This is a genomic window from Streptomyces sp. NPDC001941, from assembly GCF_040296945.1.
Lineage (GTDB): Bacteria > Actinomycetota > Actinomycetes > Streptomycetales > Streptomycetaceae > Streptomyces.
The window spans coordinates 26,703-46,064 of sequence record NZ_JBEOYE010000047.1 but is presented as its reverse complement, the minus strand read 5'-3'; the positions used below and the strand labels follow the sequence as shown (position 1 = coordinate 46,064).

General features: G+C 73.0%; 18 protein-coding genes. 12 read left to right on the top strand and 6 right to left on the bottom strand.

Translation table 11 applies throughout. The annotated features are described in order from the left end of the window. Positions 1-6: 6 nt before the first annotated feature. From ABT160_RS27860 to ABT160_RS27850, 3 genes are all read right to left on the bottom strand, one after another. Complete coding sequence (locus ABT160_RS27860; RefSeq protein ID WP_351650580.1) at positions 7-282, bottom strand: hypothetical protein; 276 nt, start codon at positions 280-282, stop codon at positions 7-9. A 142-nt stretch (positions 283-424) separates the two neighbouring features. Continuing rightward, complete coding sequence (locus ABT160_RS27855) at positions 425-652, bottom strand: hypothetical protein (protein ID WP_351650579.1); 228 nt, start codon at positions 650-652, stop codon at positions 425-427. A gap of 54 nt (positions 653-706) precedes the next feature. Beyond that, positions 707-1,342 carry an HD domain-containing protein gene (locus ABT160_RS27850; RefSeq protein ID WP_351650578.1) on the bottom strand — a complete coding sequence of 212 codons (636 nt, stop codon included), beginning with the start codon at positions 1,340-1,342 and terminating at the stop codon, positions 707-709. A 143-nt stretch (positions 1,343-1,485) separates the two neighbouring features. Here ABT160_RS27850 and ABT160_RS27845 point away from each other — a divergent pair, with 143 nt between their 5' ends. Both ABT160_RS27845 and ABT160_RS27840 read left to right on the top strand, forming a co-directional pair. After that, positions 1,486-2,472, top strand: a complete 987-nt coding sequence (locus ABT160_RS27845; RefSeq protein WP_351650577.1) for a GlxA family transcriptional regulator — start codon at positions 1,486-1,488, stop codon at positions 2,470-2,472. A 104-nt stretch (positions 2,473-2,576) separates the two neighbouring features. Then, positions 2,577-3,041, top strand: coding sequence for an ASCH domain-containing protein (locus tag ABT160_RS27840; RefSeq protein WP_351650576.1), 465 nt, complete (start codon positions 2,577-2,579; stop codon positions 3,039-3,041). A 49-nt stretch (positions 3,042-3,090) separates the two neighbouring features. Here the strand turns inward: ABT160_RS27840 and ABT160_RS27835 are convergent, their stop codons facing one another. Beyond that, positions 3,091-4,194, bottom strand: coding sequence for a LacI family DNA-binding transcriptional regulator (locus ABT160_RS27835; protein ID WP_351650575.1), 1,104 nt, complete (start codon positions 4,192-4,194; stop codon positions 3,091-3,093). A 225-nt stretch (positions 4,195-4,419) separates the two neighbouring features. Between ABT160_RS27835 and ABT160_RS27830 the strand changes: the two genes are divergently transcribed. From ABT160_RS27830 to ABT160_RS27805, 6 genes are all read left to right on the top strand, one after another. Continuing rightward, the gene (locus tag ABT160_RS27830) at positions 4,420-5,712 is read left to right on the top strand and encodes an ABC transporter substrate-binding protein (RefSeq protein WP_351650574.1); all 1,293 of its coding nucleotides are present in this window, start codon (positions 4,420-4,422) and stop codon (positions 5,710-5,712) included. 16 nt (positions 5,713-5,728) lie between these two features. Beyond that, positions 5,729-6,697 carry a carbohydrate ABC transporter permease gene (locus ABT160_RS27825; RefSeq protein ID WP_502984314.1) on the top strand — a complete coding sequence of 323 codons (969 nt, stop codon included), beginning with the start codon at positions 5,729-5,731 and terminating at the stop codon, positions 6,695-6,697. Beyond that, a complete protein-coding gene (locus tag ABT160_RS27820; RefSeq protein ID WP_351650572.1) occupies positions 6,697-7,587 on the top strand; it encodes a carbohydrate ABC transporter permease in 891 nt (296 codons plus the stop codon). The genes ABT160_RS27825 and ABT160_RS27820 overlap by 1 nt, the downstream gene beginning before the upstream one ends. 40 nt (positions 7,588-7,627) lie before the next feature. Further along, positions 7,628-8,911 carry a glycoside hydrolase 5 family protein gene (locus tag ABT160_RS27815; protein WP_351650571.1) on the top strand — a complete coding sequence of 428 codons (1,284 nt, stop codon included), beginning with the start codon at positions 7,628-7,630 and terminating at the stop codon, positions 8,909-8,911. 6 nt (positions 8,912-8,917) lie between these two features. Then, a complete protein-coding gene (locus tag ABT160_RS27810) occupies positions 8,918-11,935 on the top strand; it encodes an alpha-mannosidase (protein ID WP_351650570.1) in 3,018 nt (1,005 codons plus the stop codon). Between the two features lie 315 nt (positions 11,936-12,250). After that, positions 12,251-13,153, top strand: a complete 903-nt coding sequence (locus ABT160_RS27805) for a glutaminase (RefSeq protein ID WP_351650607.1) — start codon at positions 12,251-12,253, stop codon at positions 13,151-13,153. On the opposite strand, the gene ABT160_RS27800 is transcribed toward ABT160_RS27805, so the two are convergent. After that, positions 13,122-14,408: a low temperature requirement protein A gene (locus tag ABT160_RS27800; protein WP_351650569.1), complete on the bottom strand. Its 1,287-nt coding sequence runs from the start codon at positions 14,406-14,408 to the stop codon at positions 13,122-13,124. The two genes, ABT160_RS27805 and ABT160_RS27800, sit on opposite strands and share 32 nt — an antisense overlap. Before the next feature lie 390 nt (positions 14,409-14,798). Between ABT160_RS27800 and ABT160_RS27795 the strand changes: the two genes are divergently transcribed. The 4 genes from ABT160_RS27795 (at position 14,799) to ABT160_RS27780 (ending at position 18,314) form a co-directional block, all read left to right on the top strand. Further along, positions 14,799-15,809, top strand: a complete 1,011-nt coding sequence (locus ABT160_RS27795; RefSeq protein WP_351650568.1) for a methyltransferase — start codon at positions 14,799-14,801, stop codon at positions 15,807-15,809. Between the two features lie 140 nt (positions 15,810-15,949). Further along, positions 15,950-16,834, top strand: a complete 885-nt coding sequence (locus ABT160_RS27790; RefSeq protein WP_351650567.1) for an NAD(P)-dependent oxidoreductase — start codon at positions 15,950-15,952, stop codon at positions 16,832-16,834. Between the two features lie 191 nt (positions 16,835-17,025). Further along, positions 17,026-17,373 carry a PadR family transcriptional regulator gene (locus tag ABT160_RS27785; protein ID WP_351650566.1) on the top strand — a complete coding sequence of 116 codons (348 nt, stop codon included), beginning with the start codon at positions 17,026-17,028 and terminating at the stop codon, positions 17,371-17,373. Continuing rightward, positions 17,370-18,314, top strand: a complete 945-nt coding sequence (locus tag ABT160_RS27780) for an HAAS signaling domain-containing protein (protein WP_351650564.1) — start codon at positions 17,370-17,372, stop codon at positions 18,312-18,314. Before ABT160_RS27785 ends, ABT160_RS27780 begins: the two co-directional genes overlap by 4 nt. Before the next feature lie 87 nt (positions 18,315-18,401). Here ABT160_RS27780 and ABT160_RS27775 read toward each other — a convergent pair whose 3' ends face one another. After that, entirely contained in the window at positions 18,402-19,013 is a 612-nt protein-coding gene (locus ABT160_RS27775; RefSeq protein WP_351650563.1) for a Type-2Aa cytolytic delta-endotoxin, read from the bottom strand. Positions 19,014-19,362: the final 349 nt, after the last annotated feature.

The following is a 19,362-nucleotide window of genomic DNA, read 5'->3' as shown; positions in this document are numbered from 1 at the left end:
CCGGGCTCAGCCCCGGGGCGTGCCGTCGCGGCCCGGGAGCCCGGCCCGCAGGTGGCGGCACCGGCGCACGGCCCGCCGCCCCTGCCGCCGCCACTCGGCCGGTGAAAGCCGGGGCCGGTGTGTGCCGTTGGTGATGAGCGCGTTCACCGGCGAGTACGGGTCCACCGCGACCGACCTGGCCAGCAGCACGCCGACCACCAGCGGCAGCAGCGCCCCGGCGAGGGCGGCGCCGGTGGCGGTGACCTGCTGGACGCGGGGGTGGCGGGGGGCCTGGATTCTCATGGCCGTATTCGACCAGCGGGGGAGGGGGCGCGGGATCGGCGTACGTACTCAACCCGGGTACTCAGACCACGTACCGCGTACTCACCGCACGGCCCCCGGCTCCCGGCGCGCCCGGGCCATCACACGCCCCCGCCCCCAACGCTCACCACGCGCACGTCCGGGCCGGGGTCGTCGAGCGCCTCGTCGTCGGTGTCGAGCGGGTGCTCGGGGCGGATCCGGAAACGGTGGTCCCGCAGCTCCTCCGGGTCCTGCCCGAGGCAAGCAGGTCCAGGTCGATGCCCACCGCGCCGAAGCGCGCCTCGTACACCTCGGGTGCGCCGCCGTCTGGCGCGTCCCCCGGGACGACGACGTACGTTGCCCAGTCAGCCATGGTCCGATGATCGCAGGTGGCCCGCGCGGCGCGGGGTGAACGGGTGACGGGGGCTCACTCGGGCCAGGCGGAGTCCAGGACCGTGCGGACGAAGTCGCCGCGCTCGAAGCCGGGTACGTAGTGCTGGAGCACGTCCGCCTTCACGTTGCCGAACGTCGTCCCCGGCCGGGGCGCGACGCCCTCCGCGAACGCCGCCAGGATCCGCCGCTTGAAGCCGGGGCGCGGGTGCAGGGCGGTGATCCGGTCCCGTACCGCGTCCGGCACCTGCTCGTAGCCGATGCCCAGCACGTCGTACTCCACGCCTGCCGTCAGCAGCGCCACCTCCGGCTCCATGAACTCCGGTACGCCGGGCGTGGTGTGCAGCGCGACGGCGGTCCACACGCGGCGCACCGCGTCCTCGTCCGTGCCGTGCCCGCGCAGGAAGCGCCGCGCCTCGTCGGCCCCGTCCACCTCGAAGCGCCTGCCGCCCCCGCGGAACTCGGGGTTGAGGCCGATGTCGTGGAACAGGGCTGCCACGTAGAGGAGTTCGGGGTCGAAGGCGAGGCCGAGCGCCTCGCCGCGCAGGGCGCCGAAGAAGTACACGCGGCGCGAGTGGTGGTAGACGAGGTCGCTGGTGCGCTCGCGCACGAGGTGGGTCGCCTCGGCGGCCAGTTCGCTGGACGGGACGGCGGGGAGCGTGACGGTGGTCATGGGTGCCTCCGGGGCGGGGTACGGGATACCGGGTGCGGCCCGCGCGGTGCGTGCGGGGTGCTCCCAGCCTCCCGCCGGGCGTACCCTCGACGCCATGGCGGGAACGCCGGGCAACCCACAGATGCGGACACGGGGTGACGGGCATGGCAGAGCGGCACGGGGTGGTCGTGCTGGCCTTCGACCGGGTGCAGTTGCTGGACGTCGGCGGCCCGGTGGAGGTCTTCACCACGGCCAACGCCTTCGGCGCCCGCTACGACGTCCGGATCGCCTCCCCGGGCGGCGGGGACGTGGTCACCTCGGCCGGTGTGCGGCTCGGCGTCGACGGCGGCCCCGAGATCCTGGCGGGGCGTCCGGGGACGCTGGTGGTGCCCGGGCGCGAGGACTGGCAGCGGGCGGTCGGCGACCGGGCGCTGGTCTCGCTGGTACGGGAGGCGGCGCCGCGCGCGCGGCGGGTCGCCTCGGTCTGCGCGGGCGCGTTCGTGCTCGCCGAGGCGGGGGTCCTGGACGGGCGGCGGGCGGCCACGCACTGGCGGCTGGCCGGCGAGCTGGCGACCGCGTACCCGCGGGTGCGGGTGGAGGCCGACCCGGTGTTCGTGGGCGACGGGCGGGTCTTCAGCTCGGCCGGGGTGACCGCGGGCATCGACCTGTCGCTCGCCCTGGTCGAGGCGGACCACGGGGCGGACCTGGCGCGCGAAGTGGCCCGCCAGCTGGTGGTGTTCATGGCCAGGCCCGGCGGCCAGTCCCAGTTCAGCGCGCGCCTGGGCCCGCAGGGCGTCGTGCACCCGGTGGTGCGCCGGGTGATGGACCTGGTGGGGGCGGACCCGGCGGCGGAGCACGCGCTGGACGACCTGGCGGCCGCGGCCGGGGTGAGCGCCCGGCACCTGGGGCGGCTGTTCCGCACGGAGGCCGGGACCACGCCCGCGCAGTACGTGGAGACGGTGCGCCTGGAAGCGGCCCAGGCCCTCCTGGAGGCGGGCCCCGCTCCGGTCGAACGGGTCGCGCGCGAGGCCGGGTTCGGGTCGTCGGAGACGATGCGCCGGGTGTTCAAGGAGCGCCTGGGCATCTCGCCGACGGTCTACCGGGCCCGGTTCCGCTCGACGGCGGGGGAGGAGGCACCGGACGGCCCGTGAAGCCCGTGGCCGCACCCCGTCCCGCACCCGCCGCCCGCGAAGGCGCGCACCCGCCGCCCGCAAAAGCCCCCGCACCCGCCCCGCCTCCCGCCTAGGCTTCCGGCATGACCGCCGACCAGCCGCCCGCGCCCTCCGCCGAGGAGATCGCCACCCTCCCCACCTCGCTGTTCGCCTTCCCCGGGCCGCTGCGCGACCAGCTCGTCGCCGCGATCCTCGACGGCTCCAAGACCTCCACCACGGGGCTCGTCGCCGACTACGAGCACGAGGGCGAACCGCTGCCCGCGGTGGGCGAGCGCGCCGTGGTCGTGGACTCCGACGACGTGGGCGTGGCGGTCATCGAGGTGACCTCGGTGAGCGTGGTCCCGCTCGGCGCCGTCGACCTGGCGCACGCGCGGGACGAGGGCGAGGGGTACGAGGACGTGGCGTCCTGGCGCGCGGGCCACGAGCGGTTTTGGCACGGCAACGACATGCGGGCGGCCCTGGGCGACCCGGACTTCACGGTCGACGACGCGACGCCCGTGGTCCTCGAACGCTTCCGCGTGGTGGCCGACCTGCGGGGACGCCACTGAACCACCTCGGCCTCCCCGTAGAGCCCGGGCGCACCGCCCCCGCCCCCCCTCACGCCCCCGGCGGCGGTGGGGCCGTGCTCTCCCTCGGTTCGATGCGCGGCAGCGGGTCGAGCACCTGGCGGGGCTCGCCGCCGTCCAGCAGGTCGAGGAGCTGCTGCGCCGCGCGTCTGCCGAACGCGCTGGCCTCCCGTACGAGCGCTGTCAACTGCGGGTGCAGCGTGCGGCAGATGACCGAGTCCTCCCAGGACACCACCGACAGGTCCCGGGGGATCCGCAGCCCGCGCTCGGCCGCCACGCTCACCGCCGCGACGGCCATCACCTCGTTGTCGCAGATCAGTGCGGTCGGCGGTGTCGGCCCCGACAGCAACTCCCGCGCCGCGCGGGCCCCTTGGCCGTCGGTGAAGTCGGTGGTGACCGACACCGCCTGCTCCAGGCCCAGGCGGCGGGCGGCCGAGCGCAGGGAGGCGATGCGGCGGGCGGTGTGCGCGTAGCCCGGCGTGCCCGCGATGTGCGCGACCCGCCGGTGGCCCAGTCCGTGCAGATGGCCGACGATCACGTCCATGGCGCCCGCGTCGTCGGCCCACAGGTTCGACAGGCGTGCCTGGCGCGGGAGTTGGGGCACGCCCGCCTTTCCGGGGGCCTCCATGCCGCCGACGATCACGGCGGGCAGTCCGAGGACCGCGAGCGTCTCCGGGCGCGGGTCGCGCACCCGGGGGTCCACCACGATGACCCCGTCCACCCGGCCCTCGGCCCACCAGCGCTGGTAGAGCTCGCACTCGGCCTGGACGTCCTCGGCCATCTGGAACACCAGGGCGTGGTCGCGCGGCGCGAGGCTGGCCTGGATGCCGGAGACGAGCTGGAGGAAGAACGACTCGCTGCCCAGGCTGTCGGCCGGGCGGGCGAGGACCATGCCGACCGCGCCCGCGCTCTCCCCGGACAGCGCCCGGGCGGCCGAGCTGGGCCGCCAGCCGAGCCGGTCGGCGACCCTGATCACCCGGCGCCGGGTGGCCTCGGAGACGCCCGGGCGGTTGTTGAGGGCGAAGGACACGGCGCTGGTGGAGACCCCGGCCTCGCGGGCGACGTCCTTCATGGTCGGCCGGCGGGGCGGGGCGTCGCCGCCGCCCGTCCCGGCGCTCTTCATCGGCTCGCTCATGCGGCGATGCTAGCTAACGCGGTTTAGCTGATCCCAGCTAAACCGCCTTAGTTTCCGCAGAACTCATCGCACGGGGAGCCGTGAATTATTCAGGACTTTAGTCCCTTTTAGTGGCTCTGAGCTGCTGGTTTAGCAAGGTGAGTGACCTGCTGACCGTTGACGGCGAATAAAAGCCGCTGCATGGTGTGCGGCAACGTCTTGGACGAGGCGAAGGAGCCAGCCAGCATGTCCATTCATCGCAGAGCCGCGATGCGTACCCTCGTGGGCCTCGGGGCCGTCCTGTCGCTGACCGCCCTCACCGGGTGCGGCGGCGGCGACGGCGAGGGGTCGTCGACCTCCGGCAAGGTCGGGGGCGAGATCAAGTTCCAGACCTGGAACCTCCGGGCCAACTTCAAGGACTACTTCGAGGGCCTGATCGCGGACTTCGAGAAGCAGAACCCCGGCACGAAGGTGAAGTGGGTCGACCAGCCGGCCGACGGCTACCCGGACAAGCTGAGCGCCGACGCCTCCGCCGGCACCCTGCCCGACGTGGTGAACCTCTCGCCGGACCTCGCGTACCCCCTGGCCAAGGCGGGCATCCTGCTCAACCTGGACAAGGACAACGTTGCCAGCACGTTCAAGGGCGAGTACCTCGAAGGGGCCTGGAAGGGCTACGAGATGCCCGGCCTCGACGGCTCGTACGGCTTCCCCTGGTACCTGAACAGCGGCCCGCTCTTCTACAACAAGACCATGTTCAAGGGCGCCGGGCTCGACCCCGCGAAGGCGCCCAAGACCTTCGACGAGCTGTTCGCCGACGCCAAGCAGCTCGCCGCCAAGGGCAAGGCCACCCTCGGACAGCCGCCCACCATCGAGGACTTCGGCCGCTACGGCGTCCCGCTGATGGACGCGGCGGGCAGCAAGTTCACCCTCAACGACCCCAAGGGCGTCGAGCTCCTGACGAAGTACCAGGAACTGTTCAAGAGCGGCGGGCTGCACAGCCAGGCGCTCACCCTCACCCCCGAGACCACCGGGCAGAAGTTCCTCCAGCAGCAGCTCGCCATGAACCCGGGCAGCGCGCACGACCTGGAGAACTTCAAGAAGAACGCGCCGGGCCTCTACCAGAACCTCGGCATCACCGACGTGCCCACCAACACGGGCAGCCAGAACATGTACCTCCAGGGCCTCTCGGTCAACAAGCAGAGCAAGAACGCCGCGACCGCCGTCGCCTTCGCGCACTTCGTCACCGACCAGAAGAACCAGGAGGCGTTCGGCCACGAGGTCGCCGTCTTCCCCTCGACCAAGGGCTCCCTGGACAAGGAGTACTGGACCAAGGCCGACGGCACCGAGGAGGGCCGCATCCGGGTGGCCACCGCCGCGATGCTGCCCAAGGCCGTCAACTACACCCCGGTGCTGCTCAGCGACGAGATGAAGACCATCCTGCGCAACGAGATCGCCAAGTGCTTCCAGGGCAAGTCCTCGCCCCGGGAGGCCCTGGACGGCGCCGTGGGGCAGATGAACAAGCTCCTCGAACAGAAGTGACGCGGCGAGGCCCCCGATGAGCACGTCGACCGCATCCTCCGTCCCCGTGAAGGGGGCCTCGGCCCCCGGCCGTTCCCGCGCCGCCACCGGCCGCCGGACCGGCCGGGGCCGCGCCGCCCGGACCCACCACCCCGTCAGCCCCTGGCTGTTCCTGGCACCGGGCCTGCTGATCACCCTCGCCTTCAACCTCTACCCGTTCCTCGCCACGGTCTGGAAGTCGTTCACCGACGCCCGCACCCTGACCACCGGCGAGTTCGTCGGCCTGGAGAACTTCCAGGCGCTGCTCCAGGACGACCAGTTCTGGGTCGCGCTGCGCAACAGCGCCCTGTACGTCGTCCTCGTCGTGCCGTTCACCGTGCTGCTGCCGCTGCTGCTCGCCCTGCTGGTGCAGAAGCACGTCCCGGGCATCGCCTTCTTCCGCTCGGCCTACTACACCCCGGTCGTCGCCTCCGTCGTGGTGGTGGCGCTGATGTGGGTGTGGATGCTGGACGACCGGGGCCTGCTCAACGGCATCCTGCACGTCCTGGGCGTCGACCCCGTGCCGTTCCTGTCCGACCAGTGGCTGCTGCTGTTCAGCTCCATGGCGCTCACCGTCTGGCGCGGCCTGGGCTACTACATGATCATCTACCTGGCGGCGCTGGCCAACGTGCCCAGAGAGCTCCACGAGGCCGCCCAGGTAGACGGCGCGGGACCGGTCCGCCGCTTCGTCTCCGTCACCGTGCCCGCCGTGCGCTCCACCATGGTCCTGGTCGGCGCGCTCTCCTCGGTCTCCGCCTTCAAGGTCTTCTCCGAGGTCTACATGATCGCCGGACCCACCGGCGGCCCCGGCGGCGAGGACACCACGCTCGTCATGCTCATCCAGCGCGCCGGCACCGGCCTGCAGGGCCGCACCGGCTACGCCTCCGCCATGTCGATCGTGCTGTTCGTGCTGACCCTGCTGCTCATGCTGTTCGTGCTGCGGGCCGACCGGAAGGACAAGGACTGATGGCCACCCTCGCCCCGCCCGGGCAGCCCGTCCCGCCCGCCCGGCGCCCCCGCACCGCCCGCTCCCGCACCGCCCCCTGGCGCCGCGCGGTGCGCTACCTGGCGCTGACCGCCGTGCTCCTGGTCATGGTCGGCCCCTTCCTCTGGCAGCTCTCGACCTCCCTCAAGGGCGCCACCGAGGACATCTACACCTACCCGCCCAAGCTCCTGCCGAGCAGCCCGACCCTGGACAACTACCGCAGCGTCGCCGACATCATCCCGGTCTGGGACTACGCCCTGAACTCGGTGAAGGTCGCCGTCAGCAGCGTCCTCACCAACGTCCTGGGCTCCGCGATGGCCGGGTACGCGCTCGCCCGGCTGCGCTTCCGGGGTCGCGCCACCGCCGCCCTGGTCTTCGTGCTGGCACTCCTGGTGCCCGTCGAGGCCATCATGATCGCCCAGTTCGCCACCATGCGGGAGCTGGACATCAACAACACCCTGGTCGCGGTCGTGCTGCCCGGCTGCATCGGCGCGATGAACGTGCTGCTGATGCGCAACGCCTTCAACAACATCCCGTACGAGGTCGAGGAGGCCGCGATCGTCGACGGGGCCAACGTCTGGCAGCGCTTCACCCGGGTGGCCCTGCCCGCCGTGAAGGGCACCCTCGCGGTCGTCGCGATCTTCGCGTTCATGGGCGCCTGGGACGACTTCCTGTGGCCCCTGATCGTCCTCTCCGACTCCGACAACTTCACGCTGACCGTCGGCCTGAACTACCTGCACGGCACCTTCTCGAACAACCAGCGGATCGTCGCGGCCGGCACCATCATCGCCGTCGCGCCGCTGATCGTGATGTTCGCCTGCCTGCAGCGCTACTTCTTCCGCGGCGTCGGCGAGGGCGCCGTCAAGGGCTGAGCCCGTCCCCGCCCGCCCCACCCCGATCTGGAGCAACCCCATGGCCTCCGCCCCGCGCTTCGGCGTCAACTACACGCCCAGCCAAGGCTGGTTCCACCACTGGCTCGACTACGACGGCGACGCCGTGCGCGCCGACCTGGACTCCATCGCGGCCCTGGGCCTGGACCACGTGCGGGTCTTCCCGCTGTGGCCGTACTTCCAGCCCAACCGCACCCTGATCCGCCCGCGCGCCGTGGAACACCTCGCCGACCTGGTGGACGCCGCCGCCGAGCGCGGCCTGGACGTCAACGTGGACGGCCTGCAAGGGCACTTGTCGAGCTTCGACTTCCTGCCCGCCTGGACCCGGACCTGGCACCGGCGCAACCTGTTCACCGACCCCGAGGTCGTCGAGGGCCAGGCCGACTACCTCCGTACGCTCGCCGGGGCACTGGCCGGCAAGCCCAACTTCCTGGGCATGACCCTGGGCAACGAGGTCAACCAGTTCTCCGCCGGGCCCCACCCCGACCCCGACCGGGCGAGCGCCGAGGAGATCGACGCCTGGCTCGAGCGCATGCTCGACGCCTGCGAGCGGGGCGCCCCGGGCAAGCTGCACCTGCACGCCGAGTACGACGCGACCTGGTACCAGGACGACATGCCGTTCACGCCCGGGCAGGCCGCCCGGCGCGGGGCCGTCACGGCCGTGCACTCCTGGGTGTTCAACGGCACCGCCCAGCGCCACGGCCGCACCTCGGTCCCCAGCGAGCACCACGCCGCGTACCTCGTCGAGCTCAGCAAGGCCTGGGCCGACGACCCGCGCCGCCCCGTCTGGCTCCAGGAGGTCGGCGCGCCCGCGCCCCTGGTCCCGGCCGAGCACGCCGCGGCCTTCACCGAGGCCACCGTGCGCAACGCGCTGGACTGCCCGGACCTGTGGGGCGTCACCTGGTGGTGCTCCCACGACGTCTCGCGCGGCCTGGCCGACTTCCCCGAACTGGAATACGGTCTGGGCCTGTTGACCAACGACCGGGTGCCCAAGGACAGTGCCCGCGTGCTCCAGGCCTTCGCCCGGGGGGACGCGCCCGGGAGTACGTACGCCCCCGCGCCCCGCACCACCGCCCTGGTCGTGCCCGCCGATCCGGGTGCCCGCTCGGCGTGCGCGCCCGGCGGGGAGGTCTTCGAGGCCTTCTTCCGCCTCACCGCCGACGGCGCCCGCCCCACCACCGTCCTGGACGCCCGCGCCGACGAGGCGGACCACCTCGCCGCGCGCGGCATCACCGAGGTCGTCCGCCCGGCCGACACCGGCGCCCCCACCCGCACCCGGTCCACCACCCGCACCCCGAGGAGCTGACCCGACATGCACGACGACCGCGGACTGGTCGAAGCCCGACTCAAGCGCGTCCTGGAGGAGCGCATCCGGCCCGCCGTGTACCCGGAGTCGGTGCCGCTGGAGGTCGCCGTCTGGAACGCCCCCGGTGAGCCGGTGCCGGTCGCCGAGGGCCTGGCCGCCGAGCCGGGGCCGATCGCGGTCGGCGACGCGTGGGGCGCGCCCTGGGGCACCAGCTGGTTCCGGGTCACCGGGACCGTGCCCGAGGAGTGGGCCGGGCGCACCGTGGAGGCCGTCCTGGACCTGGGCTTCGACGAGAACATGCCCGGCTTCCAGTGCGAGGGCCTGGTCTACCGGCCCGACGGCACCCCGGTGAAGGGCCTCAACCCGCGCAACCAGTGGGTGCGGATCGCGGCGCCCGCCGAGGGCGGCGAGGAGGTGCGGCTGCACGTCGAGGCGGCGTCCAACCCGGTGATCCTCGACTACCACCCCTTCCTGCCGACGAAGCTCGGCGACAAGGAGACGGCGGGCAGCGAGCCGCAGTACCGGCTGGCGCGCATGGACCTCGCGGTGTTCGACGAGGCCGTGTGGCGGCTGGTGATCGACCTGGAGGTGCTGGGCGAGCTCATGCACGAGCTGCCCGAGGACTCCGGGCGCCGCTGGGACGTGCTGCGCGCGGTGGGCCGGGCCCTGGACGCGGTGGACCTCCAGGACGTCAACGGCAGTGCGGAACGCGCCCGTTCGTGCCTGACCGAGGTGCTCTCGGTGCCCGCGGTGCCGTCCGCGCACCGGATCAGCGCGGTCGGCCACGCGCACATCGACTCGGCGTGGCTGTGGCCGCTGCGCGAGACGGTGCGCAAGGTCGCCCGTACGACGTCCAACATGACGGCCCTCCTGGAGGACGAGCCGGACTTCGTCTTCGCCATGTCCCAGGCCCAGCAGTGGGCGTGGGTCAAGGACCACCGCCCCGAGGTGTGGGCGAAGGTCGTCAAGGCGGTCGCGGACGGCCGCTTCGTCCCGGCGGGCGGGATGTGGGTGGAGGCGGACACCAACATGCCGGGCTCGGAGGCGATGGCCCGTCAGTTCGTGCACGGCAAGCGGTTCTTCCTGGAAAACTTCGGCGTCGAGAACGAGGAGGCGTGGCTCCCCGACACCTTCGGCTTCGCGGCCGGGCTGCCGCAGATCATCAAGGCGGCCGGCTCCAAGTGGCTGCTGACGCAGAAGATCTCCTGGTCGCAGACGAACAAGTTCCCGCACCACACCTTCCGCTGGGAGGGCATCGACGGGACCCGGATCTTCACGCACTTCCCGCCCGTGGACACGTACAACTGCTCCATGAAGGGCAGCGAGATCGCCCACGCGGCACGGAACTTCAAGGACAAGGGCGTCGCCCGGCACTCGCTCGCGCCGACCGGCTGGGGCGACGGCGGGGGCGGCACCACCCGCGAGATGATCGCCAAGGCCGCCCGGATGCGCGACCTGGAGGGCGCGGCGCAGGTGGTGTGGGAGACGCCCCGCGAGTTCTTCGAGAAGGCCGAGGCCGAGTACGCCGAACCGCCGGTGTGGGTGGGGGAGTTGTACCTGGAGCTGCACCGGGCGACGCTCACCAGCCAGGCGAAGACCAAGCAGGGCAACCGGCGCAGCGAGCACCTGCTGCGCGAGGCGGAGCTGTGGGCCGCCACCGCCGCCGTACGGACCGGGTCCGCCTACCCGTACGAGGACCTGGACCGGATCTGGAAGACGGTCCTGCTGCACCAGTTCCACGACATCCTGCCCGGCTCCTCCATCGCCTGGGTCCACCGCGAGGCCGAGAAGACGTACGCGGCCGTCGCCGAGGAGCTGGACGCGGTCATCGACGCCGCCCAGCGCGCCCTGGCCGGCGAGGGCGACGAGCCGCTGGTCTTCAACGCCGCCCCGCACGCCCGCCACGGCGTCCCCGCGGGCGGCGCGGGACCCCGCACCGCCGCCCCGCACGGCGCGCCCGCCGAGCGCCCCGGGGGCGGCTACGTCCTGGACAACGGCGTCCTGCGCGTCGAGGTGGACGCGCGCGGCCTGGTCACCTCCGCGTACGACATCGCGGCCGAGCGCGAGACCGTCGCCCCCGGCGCCGCCGCCAACCTCCTCCAGGTCCACCCCGACTTCCCCAACATGTGGGACGCCTGGGACGTTGACGCGTTCTACCGCAACACCGTCACCGACCTCGTCGACGCCGACGAGGTCGCCCCCGGCGAGGGCACCTCCGTCCGCGTCACCCGCACCTTCGGGTCCTCGCGCGTCACCCAGGTCCTCTCGCTCGCCCCGGGCGCGCGCCGCCTGGACATCGACACCGAGGTCGACTGGCACGAGACGGAGAAGTTCCTCAAGCTCGCCTTCCCGCTCGACGTGCACACCGACCGGTACGCCTCCGAGACCCAGTACGGCCACTTCCACCGCGCCACCCACACCAACACCAGCTGGGAGGCGGCCAAGTTCGAGGCCTGCAACCACCGCTTCGTCCACCTGGGCGAGCCGGACTGGGGCGTGGCCGTGGTGACGGCCTCCACCTACGGCCACGACGTCACCCGCACCGTCCGCCCGTCCGACGGCGGTACGACGACCACCCTGCGGGTCTCCCTGCTGCGCGCCCCGCGCTTCCCCGACCCCGAGACCGACCAGGGCCTCCACCGCTTCCGGCACGCCCTGGTGCCCGGCGCGGCCATCGGCGACGCGGTCCGCGAGGGCTGGCGGATCAACGCCCCCGAGCGCGCCCTGACCGGCGCGGGACCGGTCGCCCCGCTGGTGGCCTTGGACGACGACGCGGTCGTGGTCACCGCGGTGAAGCTCGCCGACGACGGCAGCGGCGACGTGGTCGTGCGCTTCCACGAGTCGCGCGGCGGCCGGGCCAGGACCGTGCTGCGGCCCGGCTTCGCGGCCTCGGCGGTCGAGGCCACCGACCTCCTGGAGCGCCCGCTCGCCGACGCCGGTCCGGTCGAGCGGGGCGAGGACGGGGAAGTGGTGGTGTCGCTGCGCCCGTTCGAGCTGCGCACCCTGCGGTTCCGCCGGGCCTGACGGCGCGGGGCGGGGGCGGGCCACCGGGAGGCCCGCCCCCGCCTCCGGGTTCCTTGCCACCTACAGGTACAGCCGAGGGATCCCCTTGACTCGCACGCCCGGGCGATTGTCGTAAAGTCGTGGAGGTGCGCACGCACCACCACATGGCCGTATGGAACGCCATAGGGCCGCAGGAATACGGCATCGCGTACGAACCCGGAGCAACCAAGCGTGTCCCCGAGCGTGTCCCTCCCCGCCTCCTCGCCGGACCCGGCCCGCCCGGGCGTCCAGCCGCCGGTGCCCGTCGCCTCCGGCGCCACCGGCGAGGGCGCGCTCATGCCCGTGCTCGAACAGATCGCCGTCGAGATCGCCGCCGCGCCCGGCCGGGGCACCCCCGCCGACTACATCCCGGCGCTGGCCACGACCGACCCCCGGCAGTTCGGGATGGCCGTCGCCGAGCTCGACGGCACGGTGTACGGGGTCGGGGACTGGGAGACGCCCTTCTCCGCGCAGTCCATCACCAAGGTCTTCACCCTCGCCCTGTGCCTGTCCATGGAGGGCGAGGGCCTGTGGGAGCACGTGGGGCGCGAGCCCTCCGGCAACCCCTTCAACTCGCTGGTGCAGCTGGAGTACGAGAACGGCATCCCGCGCAACCCGTTCATCAACGCCGGCGCCCTCGTCGTCACCGACCGCCTGCACTCCCTGACCGGCGATGCCTCCGGCACGCTGCGGGACTTCCTGCGCGTCGAGTCCGGCAACCCGGACCTCGACTTCGACGAGCAGGTGTGGGCCTCCGAGACCGCCAACGGCGACCGCAACGCCGCGCTGGCGCACTTCATGGCGTCGTACCACAACATCGCCAACCCGGTGCCGGTGCTGCTCGACGAGTACTTCCACCAGTGCGCGATCGAGGCCTCCTGCGCCGACCTGGCCCGCGCCGCCGGGTTCCTGGCCCGCCACGGCATAGGGGCCGAGGGCGACATCCTGCTGACCCGCAGCCAGGCCAAGCAGATCAACGCCGTGATGCTCACCTGCGGGACCTACGACGCGGCCGGGGACTTCGCCTACCGCGTCGGCCTGCCCGGCAAGAGCGGCGTCGGCGGCGGCATCATCGCCGTCGTGCCCGGCCACTGCACCCTGTGCGTGTGGGGGCCCGGGCTGGACGAGCGCGGCAACTCGGTGTCGGGCGTCGCCGCGCTCGACCGGTTCACGACCCTGACGGGTCTGTCGGTCTTCTGACCGGGCCGACAGGGTCCACCGAATCCACCGGGCCGACCGGCTCGACCGGCTCCGCCCCCGCCGGTGCGTGCGCGGCGCCGGACGCCCGCGCCGAGCGCCCGTAGCCGACCGCGAGCGCCCCCACCGCGACCGCCAGCAGCACCAGCGCCAGCAGCGCAGGGACCAGGGCCACCAGCACCCCCGCGGCCAGCGAGCACAGGCCGCCGACGGCGAGCACCGCGGGCAGCCGCCCGGTGCTGCGCAGCAGGATCGCGGCCGCCGCGAGCAGGTACAGGCCGACCCCGCCGGTCAGCGCCCACGCGGTCAGCCCGTGCAGCGGCTCGGACAGCGGGTAGTGGCTGTCGGCGATCTGGTGCAGCGACTGCTTCAGGCCCAGGGCCATCAGCACGATCCCGGCCACCAGCGGCAGGTGCAGGAAGGTGAAGGCGTCCCGGGCGAACCGGGTGCGCTCGTCGCCCTCGCGGGCCGCCAGGGCGTGCTCGGCGGCCTCCGTGACGTGCCGGAAGTACACCCACCACAGGCTCGTCGACACCAGCAGCCCGGCGACCGCGGCGACCAGGTCGGGGCCGCTGAAGGGGAGGTCCGCCATGCCGACGCCGATCGCCACGATGGACTCGCCGAGCGCGATGATCACGATCAGCGCGTAGCGCTCGGCGAAGTGGACGGGGGAGACGATCCGCCAGCCGGACTTGCCGGTCAGGAAGATCCCCGCGTAGTCGATCAGGACGGCCGCGAACCACACCAGGACCTGCGCCGCCCCGGTCAGCGCGCTGCCCACCAGGAGCAGCGCGAACGGCGGCAGGACGGACACCACCAGGGTGCGCCGCAGCGTGCGGATCAGGGCGGCGTCACCGCGCCCGGCGATCCAGTACGAGATCAGGTGCAGGACGCGCACCGTGCCGTAGCAGAGGACGAAGACCAGCGGGGCGTGCAGGCCGCCGTGGCGGTCGGCGTACACCTCGGGGACCGTGAGCGAGACGACGAACACGGCCGCCATCACGGCGACGAGGACCGAGAACAGTCCGCCGGAGTCGGCCCGCACCACGTTGCCCAGCCAGGAGAAGCAGCACCAGCACCACCAGAGCAGGGCGAGCACCACCATCGCGCCGAGCAGCCGCGGACCGCTGGGGTCGGCCGCCATCAGTGCGGTGACCTGGGTGATCGCGTACACGAAGACCAGGTCGAAGAAGAGCTCGGCCGGGGTGACCCGGTGGCCGTCCTCGGTCGCGATGAGCCGCGTGCCATCTCCGCGCACGGAGTACGTCCTTCGGTCGGAAGCGGATGGGTCCGGTGCGGGTGTGGCGGATGTTTGGCCAGAGAACTCCGCACGGTGAGCGGGTGGTTCGCCGCGAGGATACCCACCGCGACTCCCCGGAGCGGGGCGTTCCGGCCGGTACGTTCCGGGGGCGCGGGCGGTGCGGCCGGCGGGGATCACCCCACGGGTGTAGGGCGCCCCGGTGCTGCCACGGTGCCGCCATCCATAAGCAATGACTTGTAAAGCAAGGCTGCTGTCAAAGTTTGCCTTGTTTTACATTGTCTTGCATTTATTTTACCTTCATGTTCACATAGTGACGCGAGGTCGGGAGGGCCTGCGGGGGGACTCTCCCGGCCTCGCTCCGGCCTGCCGGTCACTAGCGTCGGGATCATGAAGCGCGCCCCCGCCGTAGACATGATCCATCTCCTGGGAGGCTTCCAGATCTCCCAGGCCCTGTACGCCGCCGCCCGCACCGGTGTCGCCGACCGGCTCCTGGACGGGCCGAGGGCCGTGCCCGAGCTGGCCGCCGCCACCGGCACCCGGCCCGAGCTGCTGCGCCGGCTGATCGGCACCCTGAGCGCCGAGCGCGTCTTCACGTACGACGCCGGGACCGACCGGGCGGGCCTGGGCCCCCTCGGGCACACCCTCGCCGAGGGCCACCCCGACTCGGTGCGCGCCGTCGCCCTGATGTGGATGGAGACCCACTACCTCCCCTTCAGCGGCCTGTACGAGAACCTGCGCGACGGCGTGCCCGCCGCCGAGCGGGTCCTGGGCGAGCCCTTCTTCGACCACCTCGCCGCCGACCCCGAGCAGGTCGCGGGCTTCAGCGCCGCCATGCGCGACCTGATGCACGCCGTGCGCCGCGACGCCCTCGGCGCCGTGGACCTCTCCGGCGTCCGGCGCCTGGTCGACATCGGCGGCGCCGACGGCACCGCCCTCGCCGGACTGGCCGCCAAGTACCCGGGCCTGCGCGGCACGGTCTTCGACCTCCCGCACGTTGTCACCGCCGCCACCGCGCTGCTGCGCGAGCGCGGCCTCGCCGACCGCGTGGACACCAGCGGCGGCGACTTCTTCGAGGCCGTCCCCGGCGGCGCCGACTGCTACCTGGCCTGCTTCATCCTGCACGACTGGGACGACGCCAGGGCCGCCCGCATCCTGCGCCGCGTCCACGAGGCGGCCGCCCCCGGGGCGCGGCTGTTCCTGGTGGAGTCCGTGCTCGGTGAGGGCGCGGCGCCGGAGCTCGGCGGGCTGCTCGACCTGACCATGATGGCGATGCTGGGCGGGCGCGAGCGTACCCGGGAGGACTGGCGGGAGCTGCTCACCGGCGCCGGGTTCCGGCTCGACCGGATCGTCCTCACCGACGGGCCCATGTGCGTGGTGGAGGCCACCCACCAGCCCTGACGCGCTCCCCGTGTGAACGTCATGCGACACGCGGCCTTCCCTGTAAGGGCGTTGACCAGGAGGCGCCATGTCCTGCGCTACGGTGGGAGCAATATTTGACCGATCGTTCTGTATAGTCGACACGAACCTGGGGGACCCCCATGCCTTCACCCGCGACCCCGTCCGGACCCGCGACGCGGCAGGTCGCCGTCCTGGGCACCGGCATCATCGGCGGACCCGTCGCCCGGCACCTCTCCGGCGCCTTCCGGGTGCGCGCCTGGAACCGTACGGCCGCCAAGGCCGAGGCGCTGGCGGCGGCCACCGGTGTCACCGCCTGCGCCACCCCCGCCGAGGCCGTCGAGGGCGCCGACCTCGTGGTCACCGTCCTCAAGGACGGCCCCGCCGTCCTCGACGCGATGACCGAGGCCGCGCCCGCGCTCAAGAAGGGCGCCGTCTGGCTCCAGTTGAGCACCGTGGGCGTCGACGCGATCGACGGCCTGGCCGCCTTCGCGCGCGAGCACGGCCTGGTCTTCTACGACGCGCCGGTGCAGGGCACCCGGCAGCCCGCCGAGAACGCCCAGCTCGTCATCCTCGCCTCCGGTCCGGCCGACCGGCGCGAGGAGGCCGAGCAGGTCTTCGGCGTCATCGGCAGCCGCACGGTCTGGGTCGGTGACGAGAGCGGCGCCGGCAGCCGCCTCAAACTCGCCCTGAACAGCGTGGTGTTCGCCCTCACCCACGCCACCGCCGAGAGCCTGGTGCTGGCCAGGGCGCTCGGTGTCGACCCGCGCCTGGTGGTGGACGTCATCTCCGGCGGCCCGCTGGACAGCACCTACTTCCAGCTGAAGTCCAAGGCCGCGCTCGACGGCGACTTCACCACCAGCTTCTCCGTGGCCAACGCGCTCAAGGACGCCCGCCTGGTGGTGGAGGCCGCCGAGGCGGCCGGGGTGACCCTCGACGTCGCGGCCGGCGGCGCCCGGCGCTTCGAGCGCCTGGTGGAGGCCGGGCACGGCGAGGAGGACATCGCGGCGTCGTACCTGGCCGACTGACCGGGGACGACGGGGGACTTGGGGCGGGGCGGCCGGGCGTGTGGGCCGCCCCGTCGGCGTACGACAGGCGCGGGGCGGGGGCCTGGAGGGCGCGACCGGTGCGGGCCCCGGCCCGCGGCGCGCGCATCCATGTGCGCGAACTTCCTTTGTGTGCTGGCCATTAGTGTGCGGCGCACAGTATCGTGTGTCGCGTGTCCACCGAAGAGCTCGTCCTCAGCCAGTCCCAGGAGCTCCGGCGGGGAACGGTCGTCCTGGCCTGCCTCGCCCTGCTGGAGGAAGCCCAGTACGGCTACGCCCTGCTGGAGACCCTCAACGACGCGGGGGTCAGCGTCGACGGCAACACGCTGTACCCGCTGCTGCGGCGCCTGGAGAAACAGGGCCTGCTGACCAGCGAGTGGAACACCGACGAGTCCCGCCCGCGCAAGTTCTACCGGACCAGCCCCGAGGGCTCCCGGGTGCGGGTGGGGCTGGAGCGCGAGTGGCAGGACCTCGTGGCCTCGATGGCGCGACTCACCAAGGAAAACAGGGGGATCCGATGACGACCAGCACGCTGACCGACCGCTACGTCCACGAGGTCGTGCGGCGCATACCGGCCGACCAGCGCGACGACGTCGCCGACGAGCTGCGCGCCACGATCGACGACACCGTCGAGGCGCGCGAGGAGGCCGACCGCGCCGGGGCCGAGCGCGCCGTGCTCACCGAGATGGGCGACCCCATCCGGCTCGCCGCCCGCTACGCCGACCGGCCGCTCGGCCTGATCGGCCCCGACTGCTACCCGGCGTACGTACGCCTGTTGACGATCCTGCTGTGGACCGTCCTGCCGATCGTGGTGGCCGTCTCCGTGGTCGCGGACCTCGTCGACGGCGACGGCATCGGCAAGGCCATCGGCGGCGGCGTGGTCGCGGTGCTCACCGTCGGCGGGCAGATGGTCGCCTGGCTCACCCTGGTCTTCGCCCTCGTCGAGCGCAACGCGAAGGGGCGGCGGGCGCCCGCCTGGTCGCCGGACCAGCTCCCGGAACCGCGTACTGCCGTCAAGGGCGAGCGTGACACCGGTGACTACGCATCGGCCGTGTGGCACGTCCTGCTCATCGGCCTCATCCTCTGGCAGCACTTCGCCAAGCCCTACCGGGCCGAAGGCGGCGCCCAGTTGGAGATCCTGGACCCCGGTCTGTGGTCCGGCCCGATCTGGCTGGTGCTCGCCGGGCTCGCGGGGATCACCACGCTGGAGGTCGTCCGGCTCGCGGGGCGCGCGTGGACCCTGCGCCTGGCCCTGTGGTACGCCGCCGCGGAGGCGCTGTTCGCGCTGTCGACGGCCTGGATCCTCAAGGGGCACGACCTGTTCGAGGAGCGCTTCCTCAGTGACGTGAACGGCGGCTGGAGGGTGCCGGGCGGCTTCTACACGGTGGCCGCCGTGCTGGTGCTCGCGGTGAGCGCGGGCGAGATCGTCAAGCGCCTGCGCGAGGCGCGTGCCCGGGGCTGACGCGTCATCAAGAAGTGCCGGGGTGGCGGCCGGTGGGGCGGGGGAACGGCCCGCCCGGTCCGTACGGACCGCCGCCGGGGGAGGGCGTCAGCCGCGCAGGCCGACGGCGTCCACGCGCAGCGCGCAGGACACGGTGTCACCGGCCGCAAGGCCGTACACCAGGTCCGGGCCGAGGCCCAGGGTGACGTGGACGCGGGCGGCCACCACGTGCGGCCGGCCCCCGGTCTCCTCGTCGCACAGCGAGAACAGCAGGTCGTACGTGTACCGGGTGCGGTCGGGGCCCTCCTCGTGGAAGGCGACGTACGGCAGGTCCCGCTGTTCGCGCAGCCCCACGAAGACCCCGGTCAGGGCGGCCTCGGTGCGCTCCCAGAAGACCTCGTGGGCGAACGGCTGCCCCAGCGCCTGCCGTACGGCCTGCATCAGGGTCAGCACCATGACGTGCACGGGCGCGGTCTCCTGGAGGCCGAACCCGGGGATGATCTTGGTGGTGGTGACGCCGGGCAGGTCCTCCAGCGCCCGCCGCACCGCGCCGAAGTCGAAGGGGGCGTCGGCGGCGGGCGCGACGGCCGCGCCCAGCCGGTCGCGTATCGCGAGGACGAGGTCCGCGCCGCCCGGCAGGGCGGGCGGGGACTCCTCGGCGGGACGCGCGGCGGTCTCGTGGAGTTCGGCGACCGTACGGAATGTGGAGCTGTCGAGCACTTCGGAAGCCTCCGGGTCGAGGGAACAGGGCAGTTCAGCGCGCCAGTATGCCGGTAGGCCCGGACGCGGTCGGCGGCCGGTCGCCCGCCGTCCGGCATCCGGGACGGACCGCCCCGGCCCGCCCGCGTCCCGCCGCGTCCCTCCAGGGCCGCGTCCCCACCGTCGTATTCCGGCCAACCGGGGCGCGGCCGCCCCCGGCCGCCCGGGCTCCGGGCGCGCCCGGCCCACCGCTGGTCACCGCCCGTCGCACCCGACTCCGCCGTACCCGCGGACCCTTTGCTTCCCATGGCAAACGGGCAGGTGGCACGCGGGTTGTCGATTTCAGGCCACCAGTGGCCCGTACGACCGG

Excerpts from the sequence above, each read along its gene's own strand:
- ABT160_RS27845 (WP_351650577.1), top strand. The coding sequence starts at position 1,486 with ATGGCAGAGCGGCACGGGGTGGTCGTGCTGGCCTTCGACCGGGTGCAG.
- ABT160_RS27850 (WP_351650578.1), bottom strand. The coding sequence starts at position 1,342 with ATGACCACCGTCACGCTCCCCGCCGTCCCGTCCAGCGAACTGGCCGCC.
- ABT160_RS27815 (WP_351650571.1), top strand. The coding sequence starts at position 7,628 with ATGGCCTCCGCCCCGCGCTTCGGCGTCAACTACACGCCCAGCCAAGGC.
- ABT160_RS27790 (WP_351650567.1), top strand. The coding sequence starts at position 15,950 with ATGCCTTCACCCGCGACCCCGTCCGGACCCGCGACGCGGCAGGTCGCC.
- ABT160_RS27825 (WP_502984314.1), top strand. The coding sequence starts at position 5,729 with ATGAGCACGTCGACCGCATCCTCCGTCCCCGTGAAGGGGGCCTCGGCC.
- ABT160_RS27795 (WP_351650568.1), top strand. The coding sequence starts at position 14,799 with ATGAAGCGCGCCCCCGCCGTAGACATGATCCATCTCCTGGGAGGCTTC.
- ABT160_RS27860 (WP_351650580.1), bottom strand. The coding sequence starts at position 282 with ATGAGAATCCAGGCCCCCCGCCACCCCCGCGTCCAGCAGGTCACCGCC.
- ABT160_RS27830 (WP_351650574.1), top strand. The coding sequence starts at position 4,420 with ATGTCCATTCATCGCAGAGCCGCGATGCGTACCCTCGTGGGCCTCGGG.
- ABT160_RS27840 (WP_351650576.1), top strand. The coding sequence starts at position 2,577 with ATGACCGCCGACCAGCCGCCCGCGCCCTCCGCCGAGGAGATCGCCACC.
- ABT160_RS27780 (WP_351650564.1), top strand. The coding sequence starts at position 17,370 with ATGACGACCAGCACGCTGACCGACCGCTACGTCCACGAGGTCGTGCGG.
- ABT160_RS27810 (WP_351650570.1), top strand. The coding sequence starts at position 8,918 with ATGCACGACGACCGCGGACTGGTCGAAGCCCGACTCAAGCGCGTCCTG.
- ABT160_RS27855 (WP_351650579.1), bottom strand. The coding sequence starts at position 652 with ATGGCTGACTGGGCAACGTACGTCGTCGTCCCGGGGGACGCGCCAGAC.
- ABT160_RS27805 (WP_351650607.1), top strand. The coding sequence starts at position 12,251 with ATGCCCGTGCTCGAACAGATCGCCGTCGAGATCGCCGCCGCGCCCGGC.
- ABT160_RS27835 (WP_351650575.1), bottom strand. The coding sequence starts at position 4,194 with ATGAGCGAGCCGATGAAGAGCGCCGGGACGGGCGGCGGCGACGCCCCG.
- ABT160_RS27820 (WP_351650572.1), top strand. The coding sequence starts at position 6,697 with ATGGCCACCCTCGCCCCGCCCGGGCAGCCCGTCCCGCCCGCCCGGCGC.